This window comes from Variovorax endophyticus (assembly GCF_025376855.1).
Taxonomy (GTDB): domain Bacteria; phylum Pseudomonadota; class Gammaproteobacteria; order Burkholderiales; family Burkholderiaceae_C; genus Variovorax.
The window spans coordinates 116,228-135,531 of the sequence record NZ_JAHUTH010000017.1; the positions used below are offsets into that span (position 1 = coordinate 116,228).

Below are 19,304 nucleotides of genomic sequence, written 5' to 3' on the forward strand. Positions count from 1 at the left end.
GGCGCGCCACGGCGCTTCGTGCAGGCGGAGGGGCCCGCGCGTCCCGCCTTCAGGCCGGCAGCAGCCGCTTGAGGTAATGCCCCGTATGACTCGCCTCGTTCGCCGCCAGGTCCTCGGGCGTGCCCGCGCCCACCACCGTGCCACCGCCGGCGCCGCCCTCGGGGCCCATGTCGATCAGCCAGTCGGCGGTCTTGATGACGTCGAGGTTGTGCTCGATCACGACGATGGTGTTGCCCGCGTCGCGCAGCTGGTGCAGCACCTTGAGCAGCAGCTCGATGTCGGCGAAGTGCAGGCCGGTGGTCGGCTCGTCGAGGATGTAGAGCGTGCGCCCGGTGTCGCGCTTGCTGAGCTCGAGCGCGAGCTTCACGCGCTGCGCCTCGCCGCCCGACAGCGTGGTGGCCGACTGGCCGAGCTTGATGTAGCTGAGGCCCACGTCGAGCAGGGTGCGCAGCTTGCGCTCGATGGTCGGCACGGCCTTCAGGAACTCGTGCGCGACCTCGACCGTCATGTCGAGGATCTGCGCGATGTTGCGGCCCTTGTACTGGACCTCGAGCGTCTCGCGGTTGTAGCGCTGGCCGTGGCAGACCTCGCAGGGCACGTAGACGTCGGGCAGGAAGTGCATCTCGACCTTCACCACGCCGTCGCCCTGGCAGGCCTCGCAGCGCCCGCCCGCCACGTTGAAGCTGAAGCGGCCCGGCCCGTAGCCGCGCTCGCGCGCGGTGTTGGTCTCGGCCATCAGCTCGCGGATCGGCGTGAACAGACCCGTGTAGGTGGCCGGGTTGCTGCGCGGCGTGCGGCCGATCGGGCTCTGGTCGACGTTGATGACCTTGTCGAAGTACTCGATGCCTTCGACCGCCTCGTGCGGCGCGGGCTCCTCGTGGGCGCGGTAGAGGGTGCGCGCAACCGCGCTGTAGAGCGTGTCGTTGACCAGCGTGGACTTGCCCGAGCCCGAGACGCCGGTGACGCAGGTCAGCAGGCCGACCGGAAAGGCCACGCTCACGTTCTTGAGGTTGTTGCCGCTGGCGCCGACCACGCGGATCTCCTGCAGCGCGGTCTGCGAGGCGAGGTGCGCGGCCTCGCGCGCGGCGCGGCGCTCGGCCGCGGGGCTCTGCGGAAAGCGCGAGGCCTTGCGCGGCTCGGCGGGCGCCTCCTTCTTCACCACCGGCAGCCACGGGGTGCGGCGCTTCGGCACCTCGATCTTCTTCGCGCCCGAGAGGTACTGGCCGGTCAGCGACTCGGGGTTGGCCGCCACCTGCGCGAAGCTGCCCTGCGCCATCACGCGGCCGCCGTGCACGCCGGCGCCCGGGCCCATGTCGATCACGTGGTCGGCGGCGTGGATCATGTCCTCGTCGTGCTCGACCACGATCACGCTGTTGCCGATGTCGCGCAAATGCTTGAGGGTGCCGATCAGGCGGTCGTTGTCGCGCTGGTGCAGGCCGATGCTGGGCTCGTCGAGCACGTACATCACGCCGGTCAGGCCCGAGCCGATCTGCGAGGCGAGGCGGATGCGCTGCGCCTCGCCGCCCGACAGCGTCTCGGCGCTGCGGTCCAGGCTCAGGTAGTTGAGGCCCACGTCGTTGAGGAACTTGAGGCGCAGCCCGATCTCGCGCACCACCTTGTCGGCGATCTCGGCCTTGGCGCCGCGCAGCTGCAGGCGCTGGAACCAAGAGAGGCTGTCGCGCAGGGTGAGGCGGCTCAGTTCGAAGATCGCCATGCGCGGCGGCTCGCCGCCATCGGCCGGGCGTGCCGACTCGTCGACCAGGAACACGTTGCGTGCCTCGCGCCGCAGCCGCGAGCCGCCGCATTCGGGGCAGGGCTGGAAGCTGCGGTAGCGCGCGAGGTCCTCGCGCACCATCACCGAATCGGTCTCGCGGTAGCGCCGCGCCATGTTCGGGATGATCCCCTCGAAGGGATGCTTCTTCGTGAGCTTCTTGCCCGCGAAGTTGCCCGACTCCATGGTGTAGTTGAACTTGATCTCCTCGCCCGCGGAGCCGTGCAGCAGCACCTGCTGCACCGAGGCCGGCAGCGATTCGAAGGGCGCGTCGACGTCGAACTTGTAGTGCTTCGCGACGCTCTCGATCATGCTGAAGTAGTAGCCGTTGCGGCGGTCCCAGCCCTTGATCGCGCCGCTGGCCAGCGACAGCGAGGGGAAGGCCACCACGCGCGCCGCGTCGAACACCTCGCTGTGGCCCAGGCCGTCGCAGCTCGGGCAGGCGCCCACGGGCGAGTTGAACGAGAACAGCCGCGGCTCGAGCTCGGCCAGGGAGTAGTGGCAGATCGGGCAGGAGAACTTGGCGTTGAACAGGTGCTCGCGGTCGGGCTGGCCCTCGGCGCCGAGCTCGAGCACCAGCGCGCGGCCCTCGGCCAGGCGCAGCGCGGCCTCGAAGCTCTCGGCCAGGCGCTGCTGCATGTCGGGGCGCGCGCGCAGCCGGTCGATCACCACGTCGATGTCGTGTTTCTCGGTCTTCTTGAGCTTGGGCAGGTCGTTGTATTCGTAGGTCTGGCCGTCGACACGGAAGCGGATGTAGCCCGCGGCCTGCATCTCGGCGAACAGCTCGACGAACTCGCCCTTCTTCTCGCGCGCCACCGGCGCGAGGATCATCAATCGCGGCTCCTCGCCCAGGCCTAGGGTCGCGTCGACCATCTGCGAGACGGTCTGCGCCTGCAGCGGCAGGTGGTGGTCGGGGCAGAAGGGCGTGCCCGCGCGCGCATAGAGCAGGCGCAGGTAGTCGTGGATCTCGGTCACCGTGCCCACGGTGGAGCGCGGGTTGTGGCTGGTGGCCTTCTGCTCGATGCTGATCGCGGGCGACAGGCCCTCGATCACGTCGACGTCGGGCTTGTCCATCAGCTGCAGGAACTGCCGCGCATAGGCCGACAGGCTCTCGACGTAGCGCCGCTGGCCCTCGGCATAGAGCGTGTCGAAGGCCAGGCTCGACTTGCCCGAGCCCGACAGGCCGGTGATCACCACCAGCTTGTTGCGCGGGATGTCGAGGTCGACGTTCTTGAGGTTGTGGGTGCGCGCGCCGCGGATGCTGATGCGCTGCTGGGCCAGTACGGCGCCCAGGTAGGCTTCGCGTTGGGCGTCGCGCTCGCTTTCGCGTTCGGCTTCTGCGTTCGCAGTGTCTTCGGTGGCTTTTGAATTCAAGGGGCGATCGTCCGAGGGCAACCGGACATGATAGACCGCCGGGGAATTCATTGCGAGCGGGGCGGTTCCTCGCGGGCGACGGGCTCCTGCGGCTGCGCCGCGAGCCGCCCGGTGGCCACGCCCACCATGTGCTCGGCCAGCGTCTCGTACAGCGGCCGGCTGATCATGCGCGAGACCAGGCTCGCGAGCATGGCCGAGGCCATCAGGCTCAGCACCATGGCGTGGCCGTCGACCATCTCCATCACGATGATGAAGGCCGTCAGCGGGGCCTGCGTCACCGCGGCCAGGAAGCCCGCCATGCCGAGCGCGATCAGCGCCGGCCCGAACTCGGGGCTCGCGAGCCGGGCGATGGCATCGCCGATGCCGGCGCCGATCGACAGCGAGGGCGCGAAGATGCCGCCCGGCGCGCCGCTCCAGGCCGTGAGCCAGGTGGCGACGAACTTCAGCAGCGTATAGAGCGGCGAGAGCGGGGCCTCGCCATGCAGCATCTGCTTGACCGCCTCCGAGCCCGCGCCGTAGGTGACGCCGCCCGTGGCCAGCCCGATCACGGCCACGGCCAGCCCGCAGGCCGCCGCGAAGCGCACCGGGTAACGCCGGCGCCAGTGGTTCAGGCGCTGCGGCGCGCCGGTCAGCGAGGCGATCAGCAGGCGCGCGAACAGCCCGCCCGCCACGCCGCTGAGCAGCGCCACGGCCAGGCCCGGGCCGAGCAGGCTCCAGTCCAGGTGCGGCACGCGGATCACGCCGAAATAGCTGAGGTTGCCGAAGGCCGACACCGCCACCAGGCCCGCGAGCACGATGCCGGTGATGATCACGCCGCTGGCGCGTGCTTCCAGCCGGCCCGACAGTTCCTCGATGGCGAACACCACGCCCGCGAGCGGCGCGTTGAACGCGGCCGCGATGCCGGCCGCGCCGCCGGCCACCAGCAGCGCGCGCATGTCGATCGTGCTGCCGGGCGACAGCCAGCGCTTCGCGTGCTGCATCACGCCGGCCGCCACCTGCACCGAAGGCCCTTCGCGCCCCACCGACAGGCCGGCCGCGAAGCCCGCGGCGCCGAGCCCGATCTTGGCCAGCGTCAGCCGCAGCGAGGCGAACAGGCCACGCCGCTCCGAGGGCAGCTCGGGGTCGAGCGCGGCCTTGATCTGCGGGATGCCCGAACCCGCCGCGCCCGGGAACCAGCGCCGCGTGGCCCAGACGATGGCGGCGGTGAGCGCCGGCGTCCACAGCAACACGGCCCAGGGATGGCGGTGGAACAGGCCCTCGAACAGCGCGAAGGCCCATTCGGCCGCGTGCGTGAAGCCGACCACGAACAGGCCCGCGAGCACCGCGTAGCCGAGCACGATGGCGCGGTCGATCCACAGGCGCCAGCCCGAAAACTCGGCGCGCAGGTTCTGCAGGAAGTCGGGCTCGTGATTCATCGGTCCAGCCCGCCATTCTGCCGCGCGGTAGCGGGATGCCTTGCCAGCGGAGGCCGCGTCGCGCGGTCCATCGGGCACAATGCGTGTCCTTCTTTTTCCTTCAAACCTCCTCTTACTCATTCATCAGGGGCAGCGCACATGGCATCGGTCAACAAAGTCATCCTCGTCGGCAACCTCGGCCGCGATCCCGAAACCCGTACCTTCCCGAGCGGCGACCAGGTCTGCAACGCGACCCTCGCGACCACCGACAAGTGGAAGGACAAGCAAAGCGGCGAGATGCGCGAAGCCACCGAGTGGCACCGTCTCGTGTTCAACGGCCGCCTGGCCGAAATCGCCGCGCAGTACCTGCGCAAGGGCTCGCAGATCTACGTCGAAGGCCAGATCCGCACGCGCAAGTACACCGACAAGGACGGCGTCGAGAAGTACGCGACCGACATTCGCGTCGACCAGATGCAGATGCTCGGCAGCCGCCAGGGCCAGGGCGCCCCGGCGGGCGGCGGCTACGACGACGGCGGCTACTCGCAAGGTGGTGGTGGCGGCGGTGGCGGCTACGCCCCCGCGCCGGCGCGCGCGCCGGCCGCCGCGCCACGCGCACCGGCGCCCGCGCCGCGCCAGGCACCGGCCAAGTCCTCGTCGGGCTTCGACGATATGGACGACGACATTCCGTTCTGATCCGACGGGACTTCCTTCGCAAGCAAGGGCCGGCTCTCCAGGGAGCCGGCCTTTTTTCTTGCCGCGCGCCGCGGCTCAGGGCCGGCGTTCCTTTGCGTGGACATCGCCGATGGTGCCGGCGTCGAGGGCGCTGTCGTAGATGCGCACGTTGTCGAGGAATCCGTTGTTCAAGCCATTGCCGCCCATGAAGGCGCCGATCGTGAAGAAGCTGGCCTGGTCGCGCAGGGCCGGGACCCCGGCCCTCTCCGAGACTTTCACGCCGTTCCTGTAGAGCTTCAGCACGCCACCGGATACCGCTGCGTCATAGGTGACCGCGAAGTGGTGCCATGTGTCGAGCTCGGGAGGGCCGGAGGGGTCCGCGACCAGTTCGAAGCCCTGGCCATGTCCTCCGGCGGACACGGGCTTGCCCTGCGGCAGGAAGAAGGTGTGCTGCCCGGCCGTTCGCCCCTGGTTGTCGCTCGACACGAGGTTCTGGGCGCCCGTGTAGGTGCCGAGCTTCACCCACACCGACTTGGTGTAGGCCGTGGCATTGATCGCCCGTGGCACCGTGACCCAGCCCGGCGCGCCGGTGTCCTGCGACAGCCGCATGACCTTGCCGCGCACGGCATCGTCCACGAAGCCGACCCCCTTGCCGGCGGCCGTGCCATTCATCGCGGTGCCCAGCGAACCGGTGTTCGCCAGGTCGCCGGCCTCGAAGGCGTATTCGAAAGCCGCCGGCGGCACGCGGACCGTCTGCGCCGGCAAGGTGGCGACGGCATCCAGCTGGGCCGCGGTGCCCAGGCCGGCCTGGCCCACGGCGGCGATGCGCACCGAATAGCTCGCGTCGGGTTTCAAGCCGCTCAGCATGATGGAGGTTGCCAGGCTGGTGGCGAATCCCGTGTCGGTCCACGCGGCCTCGCCGGACAGGCGGTAGGCGATCCGGTAGCCCGTGATGGCGTTGCGGCCCGAGAGGGCCGGCGCAGTCCAGCGCAGCTCGATCCAGCTGGCTCCCGAGGTGGCGCTCAAGGCCGTCGGTGCCGAAGGCGGCGCGAAGGCCGTCGGTGCATTGGCCAGGGCATGGGGCAGTTGCGCGAAATAGCGCAGCCCGTGTTCCCGTTGGCCCGCCGCGCTGAAGTGAATCGGGTCGCCGGGAGGAGACGGCAAACCGGTGGACGAGGCCACGGCGGTGAATGGAACGCGCTGGGTCGTCTCGTCGATGGCCTGCATGATGTTCGCCTTGGCCGCCGTCGTTTCGCCGGCCGCGTTGAACGTCGTGTCGACCAGTCCCCAGCTGTCGGTGAACTTCCCCAGGATCATCGGTGCCGAAGCCGCCCCGGCGATGCGAGCCCGGAACCCGTAGATCGCCGCATCCAGCGCCGCCGCGTAGCGCGCCGGCTGCGAGCCCCAGAAGCGGACATCGTCCTCGCCCTGGTGCCAGAGGATGCCCGCGAACCTGTTGTTCGGATGCGTGGCCATGGCCGCATTGGCTCGCTCCACGGCTTGTTCGAACAGGTCGTTTCCGGGATTCCAGCGCTGTTGATAGAAGCCGGTGCCGCCGAAAGCCGAGGGCACCAGCAGGATGCCTCGCCCCTTGGGGAGGTTATCGAGATAGGCCCTGGAAAACTGCATGGCCAGACCCACCCCGTTGTCGCGCTGAGGATGGTCGAGCGGATCGATTGCGGGAATGACGAAATTGCGGTGATCGTTCCAGAAGCCCAATTGCAGGATGCGCGGGTCCGGTGCGTCCAGAACCGGATCGAAGTTCTTGTCCCAGCCGACCATGTTCGATTGGCCGGCGAGCAGGAAGACGTCGAACCCGGTTTCGGCGGAAGTCTCCGGCACCGCCGGATCGGTCGTCGTGCCGCCTCCCGGCCCGGGCCCCCGGGTGTCGCCGCCATTGGGCGCCACGGCAACGGGCACGGGGACGAAGCGCGTGTTCGTATCGCCGCCTCCACATCCCGCGAGGACCAGGCATGCGGCCGCGCAGGCCAGAATATTTCGCAGTGATTTCACGATTTGCCTCCTTTTGCTACCGATCAATACGGCGGGCCGTTTTTTTTGATTTTTTGAAAGATGCGGCCTTTGGAAGCCGGGAGTCTTTGGCGATCGGCTGACGGTCTTCTTACGCAATCGATTCAATTCCTGGAGGATTGAATTTCAAGAATCCCGAATTGCATGAGTGGGCGAAATGGCCGGCGGCTGACCAATCGGCCTCGCCGATGAATTCATTCCATAAAGAAATTTCGCGTGCCCGCCCGCGGCCTCGAACGGGCGACCCGCGACACCGAGGAGGCGAGGCGGCCGCGGCCGAGGTGCTCCCGCCCGCCGCCTCCCGGGCGGAGGAGGGTAAGCCTTGAGAGAGGAATGGATTTCTATACTGGAAATATTTTCCAGTTCTGCTTATGATTCCTCCCAGCGGGCCCTTCGGCCCCGACTCCCAGTCCTGGAGACGATCCGTGCCACTGCCTCGTCCGTTGTCCGTGTCCGATCTGCGGCGCGTGCCGAACGCGCCGTCCTGAGCGTTCGCCCGCGCCCCGCGCGTCCTTCGCGCCTGCTTCCGTCGTCGCAACCGCAGCTTCCTTCGCTCGCCGAGGGAGGGCGGCCTGCCGCACCCGATCGAAGCAGGGCGTCGCTTTCCTTCCCGTCTGAGGCCGGCATTCCTTGGTGCTTCGTCGGCTGCTTCCCCGGCCATCGGAAGCAGTCGAGCCATCCCGGCAGGGCGCGCCCGCGCGGTCCCGGCCACGACTACAAGTAGGAGACTTCGTTGAAACCAGCTCATTCCCTGACCCTCGGCCTCGTGTCGAGCGCGGCGCTCGCCCTGGTCCTGACCGCCTGTGGCGGCGGCAGCGGCGGCGGTGGCGGCTTCGTGCCGATCGCGGTGGCGCCGCCACCGCCGCCGCCGGCCGCTGCGCCCGAGGAACCGGTGGACGACCGGCCCACCGATCCCGTGGCCGAGGCGCCCGACAACAGCTTCGACACCTACTACAACGTCTGCCGCGGCACCGACCCCAAGTGCTACAACGACTGGGGCGCCTTCGCCACCACGCCCGACCGCGTGCTGATCTACTCGCGCACCGCCGGGCCGCGCCACGCCAACCTCGGCACGCCGATGGGCCCGGGCCTCAACCCCGTCATGAATCCCGACAACGTGATGCAGGCCGGCCTGGTGCGCATGCTCAAGGACGCGGCCATCGCGGCCGACTGGACCGAGGACGTGGCCGTGCTCGGCAGCCGCATCAACAACTACAAGGCCGTGATCTTCGCGAGCTCGAACCGCGACACGCTGTGGAACGGCGCGGTCACGACCAGCAACGATGCCGCGCGCACCGCGCTGCGCAACTACATGCGCCGCGGCGGCGGCTTCGTCGGGCTGCACAACGCCTTCGGCGCCGAATACAACTGGCCCTACTACGAAGGCCTGCTGGGCAACGCCAACTTCTACAACCACGGGCCCAACCGCTCGGGCGACGTCGAGATCATTGCCGACGACCCCTCCACCGTGGACCTGCCCAGGCGCTTCACCTTCCAGGACGAGTGGTACAACCTCGCGCCCTTCCCGACCAACGTGAAATTCCTCGCCAAGGTCGACACCTCCACGCTCAAGCCGCTGACCTCGCCGCCGCATCCGGGCCATGCGGACTTCCATCCCGTGGCCTGGTGCCAGTACTACGACGGCGGCCGCGCCTGGCTCAGCACGCTGGGCCACAACGACCACTCGTTCAGCGCCAGCTCGACCGGACCCGGCGCCGACCAGTTCCAGAAGCTGGTGGTGCAGGGCGTGAAGTCGGCCATGGGCCTGACGCCCTTCTGCACCACGCCCTGAGCTGACCCGACCGGCCTCGCGGCCCGCACGGTGCCTTGGCGCCGTGCGCGCAGCCCTGCGCGCCGCGTTCCTCCTTCCCATCGCGGACAACCTTTTCTTCGGAGCGGAGATCTTCACCATGCGACTCACATCACTGGCAGCGACGCTGCTCGCCTGCGGCGCCATCGGCGCACCCCTGCTGCTGGCCGGCTGCGGCGGCGGCGACTCGGGCGGCGGCGCCTTCCCCTGGTTCTCGGCGCCCCCGCCGGCATCCAACCCGCCGGCCCCGCCGCCGGCACCGCCCGCGGCCGGTCCCTCGGCCGCCGCGCTCGCCGACTGCTGCACCGCGGGCGACCGCGACTTCCCCAAGGTGGGCGGCAACCTCGGCAACCAGAACTACTCGAGCCTCGCGAAGATCGACAAGGCGCGCGTCGGCCAGCTCGGCGGCGCCTGGCTCAACCGCATCGAGGGCGGCACCAACACCGGCAACAGCCAGAGCACCACGGTGGTGGTCGACGGCGTGATCTACATCGAGTCGGCGCTCGGCAACCTGATCGCGGTCGACGGCAAGACCGGGGTCACCAAGTGGAAATGGACCACGCCCTACGGCGCGATCACGCGCCGCGGCGCGGCGGTCGCGAAGGACCTGGGCCTGGTCTACACCGTGGCCACGGGCAACCGGCTGGTGGCGCTCGACACGAACACCGGCAAGCCGGTCTGGATCAAGCAGTACCCGAGCAGCGCCACCGACGCCGACTACCAGGGCGCGGTGCAGAAGGTGGCGCTGGTCTATCACGACAAGCGCCTGTACGTGGGCACCAACGACGGCAACCGCGGCGCCGCCTTCTCGGCCGACGCGGCCACCGGCAAGGTGCTCTCCACCTTCTGGGGCGTGCCGCGCGTGGGCGAGCGCGGCTACGACACCTGGGGCGGCGCGCCCGAGTCGGACCGCACCGGCGCCACGCCGTGGATCCATCCCGCGGTCGATCCCGAGCTGGGGCTCGTCTACTGGACCTTCGGCAACGTGCGCGGCGGCTCCTCGCAGAACGGCTCCACGCGGCCGGGCCTGAACCTGTTCGCCAACTCGATCGTCGCGCTCGACCTCAAGACCGGCGAGTACAAGTGGCACTTCCAGTCGGTGCACCACGACATCTGGGACATGGACAACGTGATGTCGCCCGTGCTGGCCAACGTGAGGATCGCGGGCCAGGAGCGCAAGGTCGTGATCTACGGCAGCAAGACCGGCATGTACTACATCCTCGATCGCAAGGACGGCAGCGCGCCGCTGGGCATCGACGAGATGCCGGTCAAGCAGGACGCCCGTCAGGCGAGCTGGCCGACCCAGCCCTTCCCGCGCCAGGGCGCCTGGACCGAGACCTGCATCGTCGACCAGCCGCTGGGCACCGCGATCCCCGGCGACCCGAACCGCGCCGTGCCCAACTACCTCAAGGGCTGCCTCTACGACGCGCACTGGGACGTGCCGCTGCTGTCGATCCCGGGCCACGGCGGCGGCGCCAACTGGAACCACCAGTCCTTCAGCCCGCGCACCGGCCTGGTCTACACCGGCATGGGCTACGTCTCGGCCGCGCACTCGCTGACCGAGTCGAGCAACGGCCTGCGCCCGCCGGGCACCTACATGACGGGCGCGGTGGTGGCGGTCGACCCGAGCACCAACCTGGTCAGGTGGAAGAAGCCCATGCCCTATTCGCTGGCGCACGGCAACGGCATCCTGAGCACGGCCGCCGACCTGCTGTTCATCGGCCAGCCCGACGGCAACCTGCTCGCGCTCGACGCGGGCGACGGCAGCGAGCTGTGGCGCTTCCAGACCGGCGCGGCCATCGCCGCGAGCCCGGTGGCCTACGAGGTCGACGGCGAACAGTACATCGCGGTGTATGCGGGCGGCACCAGCATCCCCTACGGCGACTCGGCGCCGCGCGGCGACTACCTCTGGGCCTTCAAGGTCGGCGGCACGGTGGCGCCGGCGGCCACGCCGAAGCCGCCCGAGGTGCGCCGGCCGGTGTCGGGCCAGGCGGTGGAAGGCGCGGCGCTGCCCACGCCCAACACCGTGTTCCTCGCGCGCGTGCAGACCGCGGCCAACGCGCCCGGCACCAGCGAGAGCACCGCGGTCAACGCGATGACGCCGACCTGGATGCGCGTGCCCGCGAACACCACCGTGACCTTCACCAACCCCGCCGGCAACGCCAACCTGCACTGCGCCACGCAGTTCTTCGAGGGCCGCTTCGACTTCAAGCTCGCACCGGGCCAGTCGGCGCAGCACCGCTTCGACACGCCCGGCGAGTACTTCTACAACGACTGCCACAGCGCGCGACCGACCGGCAAGATCGTCGTGTACTGAGCCCGCGCGCGATGCAAGAAGGCCCCGGTGCGAACCGGGGCCTTTTTTCGTTGGCGCGGGAAAGGAGCCGGCGAGCCGGCGCGGCTCAGCGCAGCCGCTCGCGCAGCGGATCGCCGATCAATGTGGCGCGGCGCGCGCCGCCCTTCGTGCTGCGCGACCACAGGCGCTCGTTGCCGAGGCCGTCGTCGGCCACGAACAGCACCGCGCCGCCGAGCGCGACGAAGCCCAGCGGCATCGCATGGCGCGGTCCGGGCGCGACATCGGCCGCGAGGCGCGTGCCGGCCGCGCTGCCGTCGGTGGACCAGGGCTCCACGCCGTGCACGCCGTCGTTCGCCGAGAACCACAGCCGGCCGCCGGCCTGCGCGAAGCGCGCGGGCGAGCCGCTGCCGGCTCCCGGCCCCAGGTCTTTCAAGAGCCGGGTGCCGGCCGCGCTGCCGTCGCTGGTCCAGAGCTCGGCGCCCGTCTCGCCGTCGGTGGCGGCGAAGTAGAGCCGGCCGCCGAAGGCCGCGAGCGGGCCGGGCACCGAACTCGCGGCGCCGGGGCGGATGTCCTTCACCAGTTGCGTGCCGGCCTCGGTGCCGTCGCTGCGCCAGAGCTCGATGCCGTGCGTGCCGTCCTCGGCCGCGAAGTAGAGCGTGGCGCCCACGGCCGTGAGATGCGCGGGCCGCGACGCGGCCTCGCCGGGGCGGATGTCCTTGACCATGCGCGTGCCGGCTTCGCTGCCGTCGCTGGTCCAGAGCTCGATGCCATGCCGGCCGTCGCTCGCGGTGAACCAGAGCCGCTCGCCGGTCGCCACCAGGTTCTCGAGGTTGCCGTCCTCCGCGCCGGGCCGGATGTCCTTCACCAGCCGCGTGGTCTCGGGCGTGCCCTCGCTGACCCACAGCTCGTGCCCATGGGCGTGGCTGGTGGCGGTGAAGAACAGCCGCCGGCCGGCCGGGGTGAGCTGGCGCACCACCGCGCCCGGCCCCGCGTCGACCGAGGACACGCGCCGCGTGCTGCGCGCATCGCCGCCGGTCTTCCAGAGCTGGAAGCCGTGGCGGCCGTCGTTGGCGACGAAGTACAGCGCGTCGCGCCAGGCCGTCAGCTCGGCCGGCATGGCGTCGGCCTCGCCGGGGTTGAGGTCGGTCACGCGCTGCGTGCCGCGCGCGGTGCCGTCGCTGCGCCACAGCTCGAGGCCGTGCTCGCCGTCGGTGGCGGTGAAGTAGACGTGCGCGCCGAAGCGCGTCTGCCAGCTCGGGAAGGCGCCGCGAAAGCCGGGGCGGATGTCCTTCAGCAGCACGGTGCCGGCGGTGGTGCCGTCGCTGCTCCAGAGCTCCTGCCCGGTGGTCACGTGGAAGGCCGAGAACAGCACGCGCGGGCCCAGCCGCACCAGGCCGGTCGGCCCGACGAAGGCGCGCGGCTGCAGCTGCTCGGGCAGCACGTCGCGCGCCGGGTCCTGCGCCGATGCCGCCAGCGGAACGAAGAGCGCGAGCGCCGCGCACAGCGCGCGCAGCCGGCAGCGCGCGGGCCGAAGGGTGGGCGCGCGCATCAGCCGCCGAACCATCTGGCGGGCACCGTCACCAGCTGGGGGAACAGCACCATGAGGAACATGATCGCGAACTCCGCCGCCATGAAGGGCAGCACGCCGCGCGTGACCTCGTCCATGCGCATGCGGCCCACGCCCGCCACCACGTTGAGCACCACGCCCACCGGCGGCGTGATCAGCCCGATCGAGTTGTTGATGATGAACATCACGCCGAAGTAGACCGGGTCGATGCCGGCCGCCGCCACCACCGGCATCAGCACCGGCGTGAGGATCAGGATGGTCGGCGTCATGTCCATCGCGGTGCCCACCGCCATCACCAGCAGCATGATCGCGATCATCAGCAAGATCTTGTTGCCCATGAAGGGCTCGAGCAGCGCGACCACCTTCGCGGGCAGGTCGGCCACCGTGATCAGCCAGGCGCTGACCATCGCGGCGGCGATCAGGAACATCACGACCGCGCTGGTCTTGGCGGCGCTCACGAAGATCTTGTAGAGATCGGGAAAGCGCAGCTCGCGGTAGATGACCGTGGCCACGAAGAGCGCGTAGACGGCGGCCACCACGGCCGCCTCGGTGGGCGTGAACACGCCCATGCGCAGGCCCACCAGGATGATCACCGGCAGCATCAGCGCCCAGCCGGCCTCGCGCGCGGCGCTGGCGATCTGGCGGCCGGACTGGCGCGGCGGCGGCTCGATCCTCTCGTGCCGCACCAGCCAGGCCCAGGTGATCCACAGCGCGCCGCCGATCAGCAGGCCGGGCACGATCGCCGCGAGGAAGAGCTTGGAGATCGAGACATTGGCCGCCACGCCGAAGATCACGAGCCCGATGCTCGGCGGGATCACCGGGCCGATGATGCCGGTGGCCGCGATCAGGCCGCCCGCGCGGGCGCGGTCGTGGCCGGCCGAGACCATCATCGGCAGCAGCAGCGCGGTCAGCGCCGCAGCGTCGGCCACGGCCGAGCCCGACAGCGCCGACAGCAGGCAGCCCGCCATGATCGTCACGTAGCCCAGGCCGCCGCGCACGTGGCCCACCAGCGCGAGCGCCAGCGCGACGATGCGGCGCGACAGGCCGCCCGCGTTCATGATCTCGCCCGCGAGCATGAAGAAGGGCACGGCCAGCAGCGGGAAGCTGTCGGCGCCGCCGATCAGGTTCTGCGCCAGGATCTGGGCATCGAACAGGTCGAGCTGCCACATCAGCGCCACGCCGCTGGCCAGCAGCGCGAAGGCGATCGGCATGCCCAGCGCCATGGCCAGCAGCAGCGATCCGAGGAAGACGGCGATCGTCATGCGCGGCGCTCCCGTTCGTGGTCGAGCACCTGCGCGAGCGCGGCGGCTTCTTCCGATTCCTGGATCGCCACCAGCTGGTCGTCGGCGAGCCGGCCCGTGACCAGGCGCAGCAGCTCGATCAGCAGCAGCGCCGCGGCCAGCACCGAGAACACCAGGCCCGAGGCGTAGACCACGGCCATCGAGGCGCCGGTGACCGGCGCCTCCACGTCCCAGTTGATCCGCGTCTGCGCCAGGCTGCCCTGGAACAGCAGCCACAGGATGTAGAGCATCAGCAGGTGGCTGGCGCCCAGGCACAGCTTGCGGCCCAGCGGCGGCAGCTTGCCGACCACCATGTCCACGCCGAGGTGGGCATGCTCGCGCAGCGCCACCAGCGCACCCAGGAAGGTGATCCAGATGAACAGCCAGCGCGAGACCTCCTCGGACACGGTGATGCCCGAGTTGAGGCCGTAGCGCAGCACCACGTTGCCGAACACCAGCACCACCATCGCGGCCAGGAAGGTCGCGATCAGCGCCTCCACCACGCGGCAGGCGCGATCGATCCATCGATTCATGTCGTCCTCTTCAATCCGGTCGGGGGGCGTGCGCCGTGCACGGGCGCACGCGCGGGCTCACTGCCTGGCGTCGCGCACGATCTCGACCAGCGCCCGCAGCGCCGCGAGATAGGACTGCGGACCGAGCCCCTGCACCGTGCCGCGCACGGCCGGAGAGATGATCGAGTGCGCGCGCCAGGCCTCGCGCGCCGCGATGTTCGACATGTGGACCTCGATGGTCGGGAACGGCATGGCCTTGATCGCGTCGTGCAGCGGCACGCCGTGCTGCGTGAGGCCCGCGGGATTGACCAGCGCGCCCTGCGCCTCGTCGATGTGCTGGTGCAGGAAGTCGACCAGCGCGCCTTCGTGGTTGGACTGGATCGTCGCCACCGTGATGTCGAGCTCGCGCGCGAGCTTGTCGATGCGCGCGTCGATCTCCGCCAGGGTGGTGCGGCCGTAGATGTGCGGCTCGCGGCGGCCGAAGAGATTGAGGTTGGGGCCGTGCAGGACGAGGAACTTCATGATGGATGCTCGCGGTTCCCTTGCACTCACTGCTTGCCGCCGCGGATGCGCGCGAGCTCGTCGTTGTAGAGCTTGACGATGGCGGGGTCGTACTGGGCCGCGAACTTGTCGATCACCGGCTGCGCGATCTCGCGCATGCGCACCTGCTCCTTCGGCGCCACCTCGTTGAACTGCGCGCCCTTGGCCTGCAGCTCGCCCACGGCCTTCTGCGCCGCGGCGCGGCTGGCCTGGCGCTGGTAGCCGCGCGCCTCGTCGGCGGCCTCGCGCATCCACTTCTGCTCGGTCGGCGAGAGCTGGTCCCAGAACTTCCTGCTCACGAGCACGATGTTGGCCGCGTACACGTGGTTGGTCGCGCTCACGAACTTCTGCACCTCGTAGAACTTGTTCGACAGGATCACGGCGAACGGGTTCTCCTGGCCGTCGACCGCCTTCGACTCGAGCGCGCCGTAGAGCTCGGCGAAGGGCATCGGCACCGGGTTGGCCTTGAAGGCCTTGAAGGTGTCGAGGAACACCGGGTTCGGGATCACGCGGATCTTCAGGCCCTGCAGGTCCTCGGCCCTGGCGATCGGGTGCTTGCTGTTGGTCACGTTGCGAAAGCCCAGGTCCCAGTAGCCGAGCGCCACCAGACCCTTCTCGGGCAGCTTGGCGATCAGCGCCTGGCCCAGCGGCCCGTCGAGCAGCTGGTCGGCCTGCTCGAAGCTGGCGACCGCGAACGGGAAGTCGACCAGGCCGAACTCCTTGACGATGCCCGCGAGCGAGGTGGTCGCGGGCGCCGACATCTGCTGCACGCCGCCCTGCAGCGCCGACTGCTGCTGCATCTCGTTGCCGAGCTGGTTGGCCGGGTACTCCTGCACCTTCATCTTGCCGCCGCTCTTGGCCGCGAGCAGCTCGGCGAAGCGCTTCACGCCCAGGCTCACCGGATGGTCGGTGTTGTTGAGGTGGCCGAAGCGGATGGTGCGTTCCTGCTGCGCCAGGGCGGGCGCGGCGAGGCCGATGCAGAGGCTGGCGAGGGCGAAGGTGCGGAGAAGTTTCACGGAAGGGCTCCAGGGAGGGACGGAAGTCGGCAGGGCCGAAGCGATGGAGCGGATTCTGTATTGAATCGGAAAATCTTTCCACTATGGAAATCCCTTCCCTTGTTCTGCTAGAGTTCGGCTGTCGCATCGGTCCGCGACATGAACCGGGAGTACTGACATGAGCGAAATGCTGGGACGCAGCTTCAGGGTGCTGGAATATCTGGCGTCCCATCCCGAGGGCGTGCCCCTGTCCCTGCTGGCGGGCGATCTGCAGATCCCGCTGAGCGCCTCGCACCGCCTGCTGACGGAACTGATCCGCTACGGCTACGTGCGACAGGAGCAGCGCGACGGCCACTACGTGCTGACCATCAAGCTGGTGTCGATCGGCCTCTCGTTCCTCAGCAACTCGGGCGTGGTCGACGTCGCGCAGCCGCTGCTCGACCAGCTCGCCAAGGCCACCGGCGAGCTGGTGCGCCTCGCGGTGGTCGACGGCGACGAACTCACCTTCGTGGCCAAGGCCCAGGGCGCGACCCACGGCCTGCGCTACGACCCGGACATGGGCCTGTCGGTGGCGCTGTCGTGCAGCGCGGCCGGCCATGCCTGGCTCTCGACCCTGCCCGAGGACGACGCGATGGCGCTGGTCGCGAAGAAGGGCCTGGGCAAGCCCGAGGACTTCGGTCCCAAGGCGCCGACCACGCTCAAGGCCGTGATGGTCTACGTGAAGGCGGCGCGCCAGCGCGGCTTCAGCCTGATCAACGAGGTGTTCGCACCGGGCATGACCGCGATGGCGGCACCGGTCTTCGGCCCCACCGGCCCGGCGATCGGCGTCATCACCATCGCCGGCCCCGCGGTGCGGCTGACGGCGCAGCGCATGGAGACGCTCGGGCCCACGCTGATGCAGGCGGCGGCCGAGGTGGCCACGGCGAGCGGGGCCTCGGCGCTGTTCAAGAAGCGCGCTTAGTCGGCGTCTTCGTCCGATGCGTTGCGGATCCGCAGCGCCATGTCGTAGAGCGTGTTGCGCGGCGCGTCCGTGATCTCGGCCGCGAGCTTCACGGCGGTCTTCACCGGCAGCTCGGCCAGCAGCAGGCGCAGCACGCGCTCGCCCTCGGCGCCGTCGTCGGCCGCCACCGCCACCGGATGCAGCACCAGCGCGAACTCGCCGCGCGTGCGGTCGCGCTCGGCCGCGAACCAGCCGGGCAGGGCGCTGGCCGCCAGCGTCGCGATCTCCTCGAACTGCTTGGTGAGCTCGCGGCCCACGGTGACGCGGCGCTCGCCGAGCACGGCCAGCGCGCGCGCCAGCGGCTCGATGCGGTGCGGGGCCTCGAGCAGCACCACGGCGCGCGGCTCGCGCGCGAGCGCCTGCACGGCGCTGTCGCGCTCGCCGGCCTTGCTAGGCAGGAAGCCCGCGAACACGAAGGCGCTGCTCGCGCTGTCGCCACTGCCATCGGAGACCAGCCCGGCCGCGCCGACCAGCGTGGTGACGCTGCTCGCGCCCGGCAGCGGCAGCGCGCGCAGGCCGGCGGCATGCACCGCGGCCACCAGCCGCGCGCCGGGGTCGCTCACGCCCGGCGTGCCGGCGTCGCTGACGTAGGCGATGCGCTCGCCCTGCGCGAGCCGCGCGACCACGGCCTGCGCGGCCTCGGCCTCGTTGTGCTGGTGCAGCGCGAGCAATTGCGCGCCGGGGCGGTCGATGCCGTAGGCACGCAGCAGGCTCTGCGTGTGGCGCGTGTCCTCGCAGGCGATGGCGTCGACCAGTTGCAGCACGTGCAGCGCGCGCAGCGTGATGTCGGCCAGGTTGCCGATCGGCGTGGCGACCACGTAGAGGGTGCCCTGCGGATAATGCTGCGCACCGGCGGCGTCGCGCGCGGCCCCGAGGGCGGCACCGAAAGAGGCGGGTGCGAGTGAGGCCAAGCGCTTTTCTCCGAGGGACGTCGACACAAGAACAAACGGGAACAGGGAGCGGTCATGAAGACCACGACGACGGCATCGGCCGTCACGACCAAGGGCCGCGGCGACGCGGCCGAGGACGCCGCATTGGCGCACCTGGAACGCGCGGGGCTGCGGCTGGTCGCGCGCAATTATCGGACGCCGGGCCGCGGCGGCGGCGAGATCGACCTGATCATGCGCGATCCGCGCGACCGCACGCTGGTGTTCGTCGAGGTGCGCCAGCGCAGCTCGGGCGGCCATGGCGGCGCGGCCGGCAGCATCACCGCGGCCAAGCAGCGGCGCATCGTGTTCGCGGCACGCCACTATCTCGCGCGTCTGCGCGAGCCGCCGCCGTGCCGTTTCGACGTGGTGCTGGTCGAGGAACGCATCACCTGGCTGCGCGCGGCCTTCGACGCGGACTGAGCGGCGCGGCTCGGCCGCGATGCCCGCAGTTATCATCCCGCCCCATGCTCGAGCAACGGATTCAGCAGCACTTCATCGACAGCGCCGACCTCAAGTACCAGGCCGGCCCGATTCTGAGCAAACCCATTTCGCAGGCGATGCAGGCGATCCTGGCGTGCGTGACCAGCGGCGGCAAGGTGCTGGCCTGCGGGTCGGGCGTGTCGGGCCTGCTGGCCACGCAGTTCGCGTCGCAGTTCGTCGGCCGCTTCGAGCGCGAGCGGCCCGAGCTCGCGGCCATCGCGCTGCCCGGCGACAGCACCGACCCCGCGGCCGACGGCGCGAATGCCGTCGACGGCGACCGCTTCGCGCGCCAGGTGCGCGCGCTCGGCCAGGCCGGCGACGTGCTGCTCGCGCTCAGCGTCAGCGGCCAGTCGGCCCCGGTGCTCGCGGCGGTGCACGCGGCGCACGAGCGCGACATGACCGTGGTGGCGCTGCTCGGCAATGCCAACGCGGGCGCCTCGGCCGCGCCGGGCACGGGCGGCGTGATCGGCCGCGCGCTGCGCGAGACCGACGTGCAGATCAGCGTGCCGCACGAGCGCGGCGCGCGCATCCACGAGATCCACCTGCTCGCGCTGCATTGCCTGTGCGACGGCGTGGACGCGCAGCTGCTCGGCGATCCCGACAGCGACGTGCTGTCGCCGTCGAGCTGAACCCTTCACGCATGGCGCTCCCCG

General features: G+C 70.3%; 15 protein-coding genes. 6 read left to right on the forward strand and 9 right to left on the reverse strand.

The features are described from left to right. Positions 1-49: 49 nt before the first annotated feature. A complete protein-coding gene (gene uvrA, locus KV106_RS22270) occupies positions 50-3,145 on the reverse strand; it encodes an excinuclease ABC subunit UvrA (protein ID WP_409976548.1) in 3,096 nt (1,031 codons plus the stop codon). Between the two features lie 47 nt (positions 3,146-3,192). Continuing rightward, positions 3,193-4,560, reverse strand: a complete 1,368-nt coding sequence (locus KV106_RS22275) for a chloride channel protein (protein WP_057594678.1) — start codon at positions 4,558-4,560, stop codon at positions 3,193-3,195. Positions 4,561-4,698: 138 nt separating this feature from the next. Between KV106_RS22275 and ssb the strand changes: the two genes are divergently transcribed. Next, positions 4,699-5,232, forward strand: a complete 534-nt coding sequence (gene ssb / locus KV106_RS22280) for a single-stranded DNA-binding protein (RefSeq protein ID WP_057594677.1) — start codon at positions 4,699-4,701, stop codon at positions 5,230-5,232. 75 nt (positions 5,233-5,307) lie between these two features. On the opposite strand, the gene KV106_RS22285 is transcribed toward ssb, so the two are convergent. Continuing rightward, on the reverse strand, positions 5,308-7,224 hold the full coding sequence (locus KV106_RS22285) for a sialate O-acetylesterase (RefSeq protein WP_261212397.1): 1,917 nt from the start codon (positions 7,222-7,224) through the stop codon (positions 5,308-5,310). A 751-nt stretch (positions 7,225-7,975) separates the two neighbouring features. Here KV106_RS22285 and KV106_RS22290 point away from each other — a divergent pair. Together KV106_RS22290 and KV106_RS22295 are read left to right on the forward strand one after the other, a co-directional pair. Continuing rightward, on the forward strand, positions 7,976-9,034 hold the full coding sequence (locus tag KV106_RS22290; protein WP_261212399.1) for a ThuA domain-containing protein: 1,059 nt from the start codon (positions 7,976-7,978) through the stop codon (positions 9,032-9,034). Positions 9,035-9,152: 118 nt separating this feature from the next. After that, complete coding sequence (locus KV106_RS22295) at positions 9,153-11,369, forward strand: outer membrane protein assembly factor BamB family protein (protein WP_261212401.1); 2,217 nt, start codon at positions 9,153-9,155, stop codon at positions 11,367-11,369. An 85-nt stretch (positions 11,370-11,454) separates the two neighbouring features. On the opposite strand, the gene KV106_RS22300 is transcribed toward KV106_RS22295, so the two are convergent. The 5 genes from KV106_RS22300 to KV106_RS22320 are packed head-to-tail and all read right to left on the reverse strand — an operon-like array spanning position 11,455 to position 16,263. Continuing rightward, positions 11,455-12,897: an ELWxxDGT repeat protein gene (locus KV106_RS22300; protein ID WP_261212402.1), complete on the reverse strand. Its 1,443-nt coding sequence runs from the start codon at positions 12,895-12,897 to the stop codon at positions 11,455-11,457. Then, a complete protein-coding gene (locus KV106_RS22305) occupies positions 12,897-14,177 on the reverse strand; it encodes a TRAP transporter large permease (protein WP_261212403.1) in 1,281 nt (426 codons plus the stop codon). The genes KV106_RS22300 and KV106_RS22305 overlap by 1 nt, the downstream gene beginning before the upstream one ends. Further along, on the reverse strand, positions 14,174-14,728 hold the full coding sequence (locus KV106_RS22310; RefSeq protein ID WP_261212404.1) for a TRAP transporter small permease: 555 nt from the start codon (positions 14,726-14,728) through the stop codon (positions 14,174-14,176). The genes KV106_RS22305 and KV106_RS22310 overlap by 4 nt, the downstream gene beginning before the upstream one ends. Positions 14,729-14,785: 57 nt before the next feature. Further along, on the reverse strand, positions 14,786-15,229 hold the full coding sequence (locus tag KV106_RS22315; protein ID WP_057594001.1) for a type II 3-dehydroquinate dehydratase: 444 nt from the start codon (positions 15,227-15,229) through the stop codon (positions 14,786-14,788). 26 nt (positions 15,230-15,255) lie between these two features. Beyond that, positions 15,256-16,263, reverse strand: coding sequence for a TRAP transporter substrate-binding protein (locus tag KV106_RS22320; RefSeq protein WP_261212405.1), 1,008 nt, complete (start codon positions 16,261-16,263; stop codon positions 15,256-15,258). A gap of 157 nt (positions 16,264-16,420) precedes the next feature. On the opposite strand from KV106_RS22320, the gene KV106_RS22325 reads away from it, so the two are divergent. Continuing rightward, complete coding sequence (locus KV106_RS22325) at positions 16,421-17,203, forward strand: IclR family transcriptional regulator (RefSeq protein WP_261212407.1); 783 nt, start codon at positions 16,421-16,423, stop codon at positions 17,201-17,203. Here the strand turns inward: KV106_RS22325 and rsmI are convergent. Next, positions 17,200-18,153 (reverse strand): 16S rRNA (cytidine(1402)-2'-O)-methyltransferase, encoded by a 954-nt coding sequence (rsmI, locus tag KV106_RS22330; protein ID WP_261212409.1) that lies wholly within the window; start codon positions 18,151-18,153, stop codon positions 17,200-17,202. The genes KV106_RS22325 and rsmI overlap by 4 nt on opposite strands. A 54-nt stretch (positions 18,154-18,207) precedes the next feature. Between rsmI and KV106_RS22335 the strand changes: the two genes are divergently transcribed. Together KV106_RS22335 and KV106_RS22340 are read left to right on the forward strand one after the other, a co-directional pair. Beyond that, positions 18,208-18,591 (forward strand): YraN family protein, encoded by a 384-nt coding sequence (locus tag KV106_RS22335; RefSeq protein ID WP_057594005.1) that lies wholly within the window; start codon positions 18,208-18,210, stop codon positions 18,589-18,591. A 44-nt stretch (positions 18,592-18,635) separates the two neighbouring features. Continuing rightward, positions 18,636-19,280, forward strand: a complete 645-nt coding sequence (locus KV106_RS22340; protein ID WP_057594006.1) for an SIS domain-containing protein — start codon at positions 18,636-18,638, stop codon at positions 19,278-19,280. Positions 19,281-19,304: the final 24 nt, after the last annotated feature.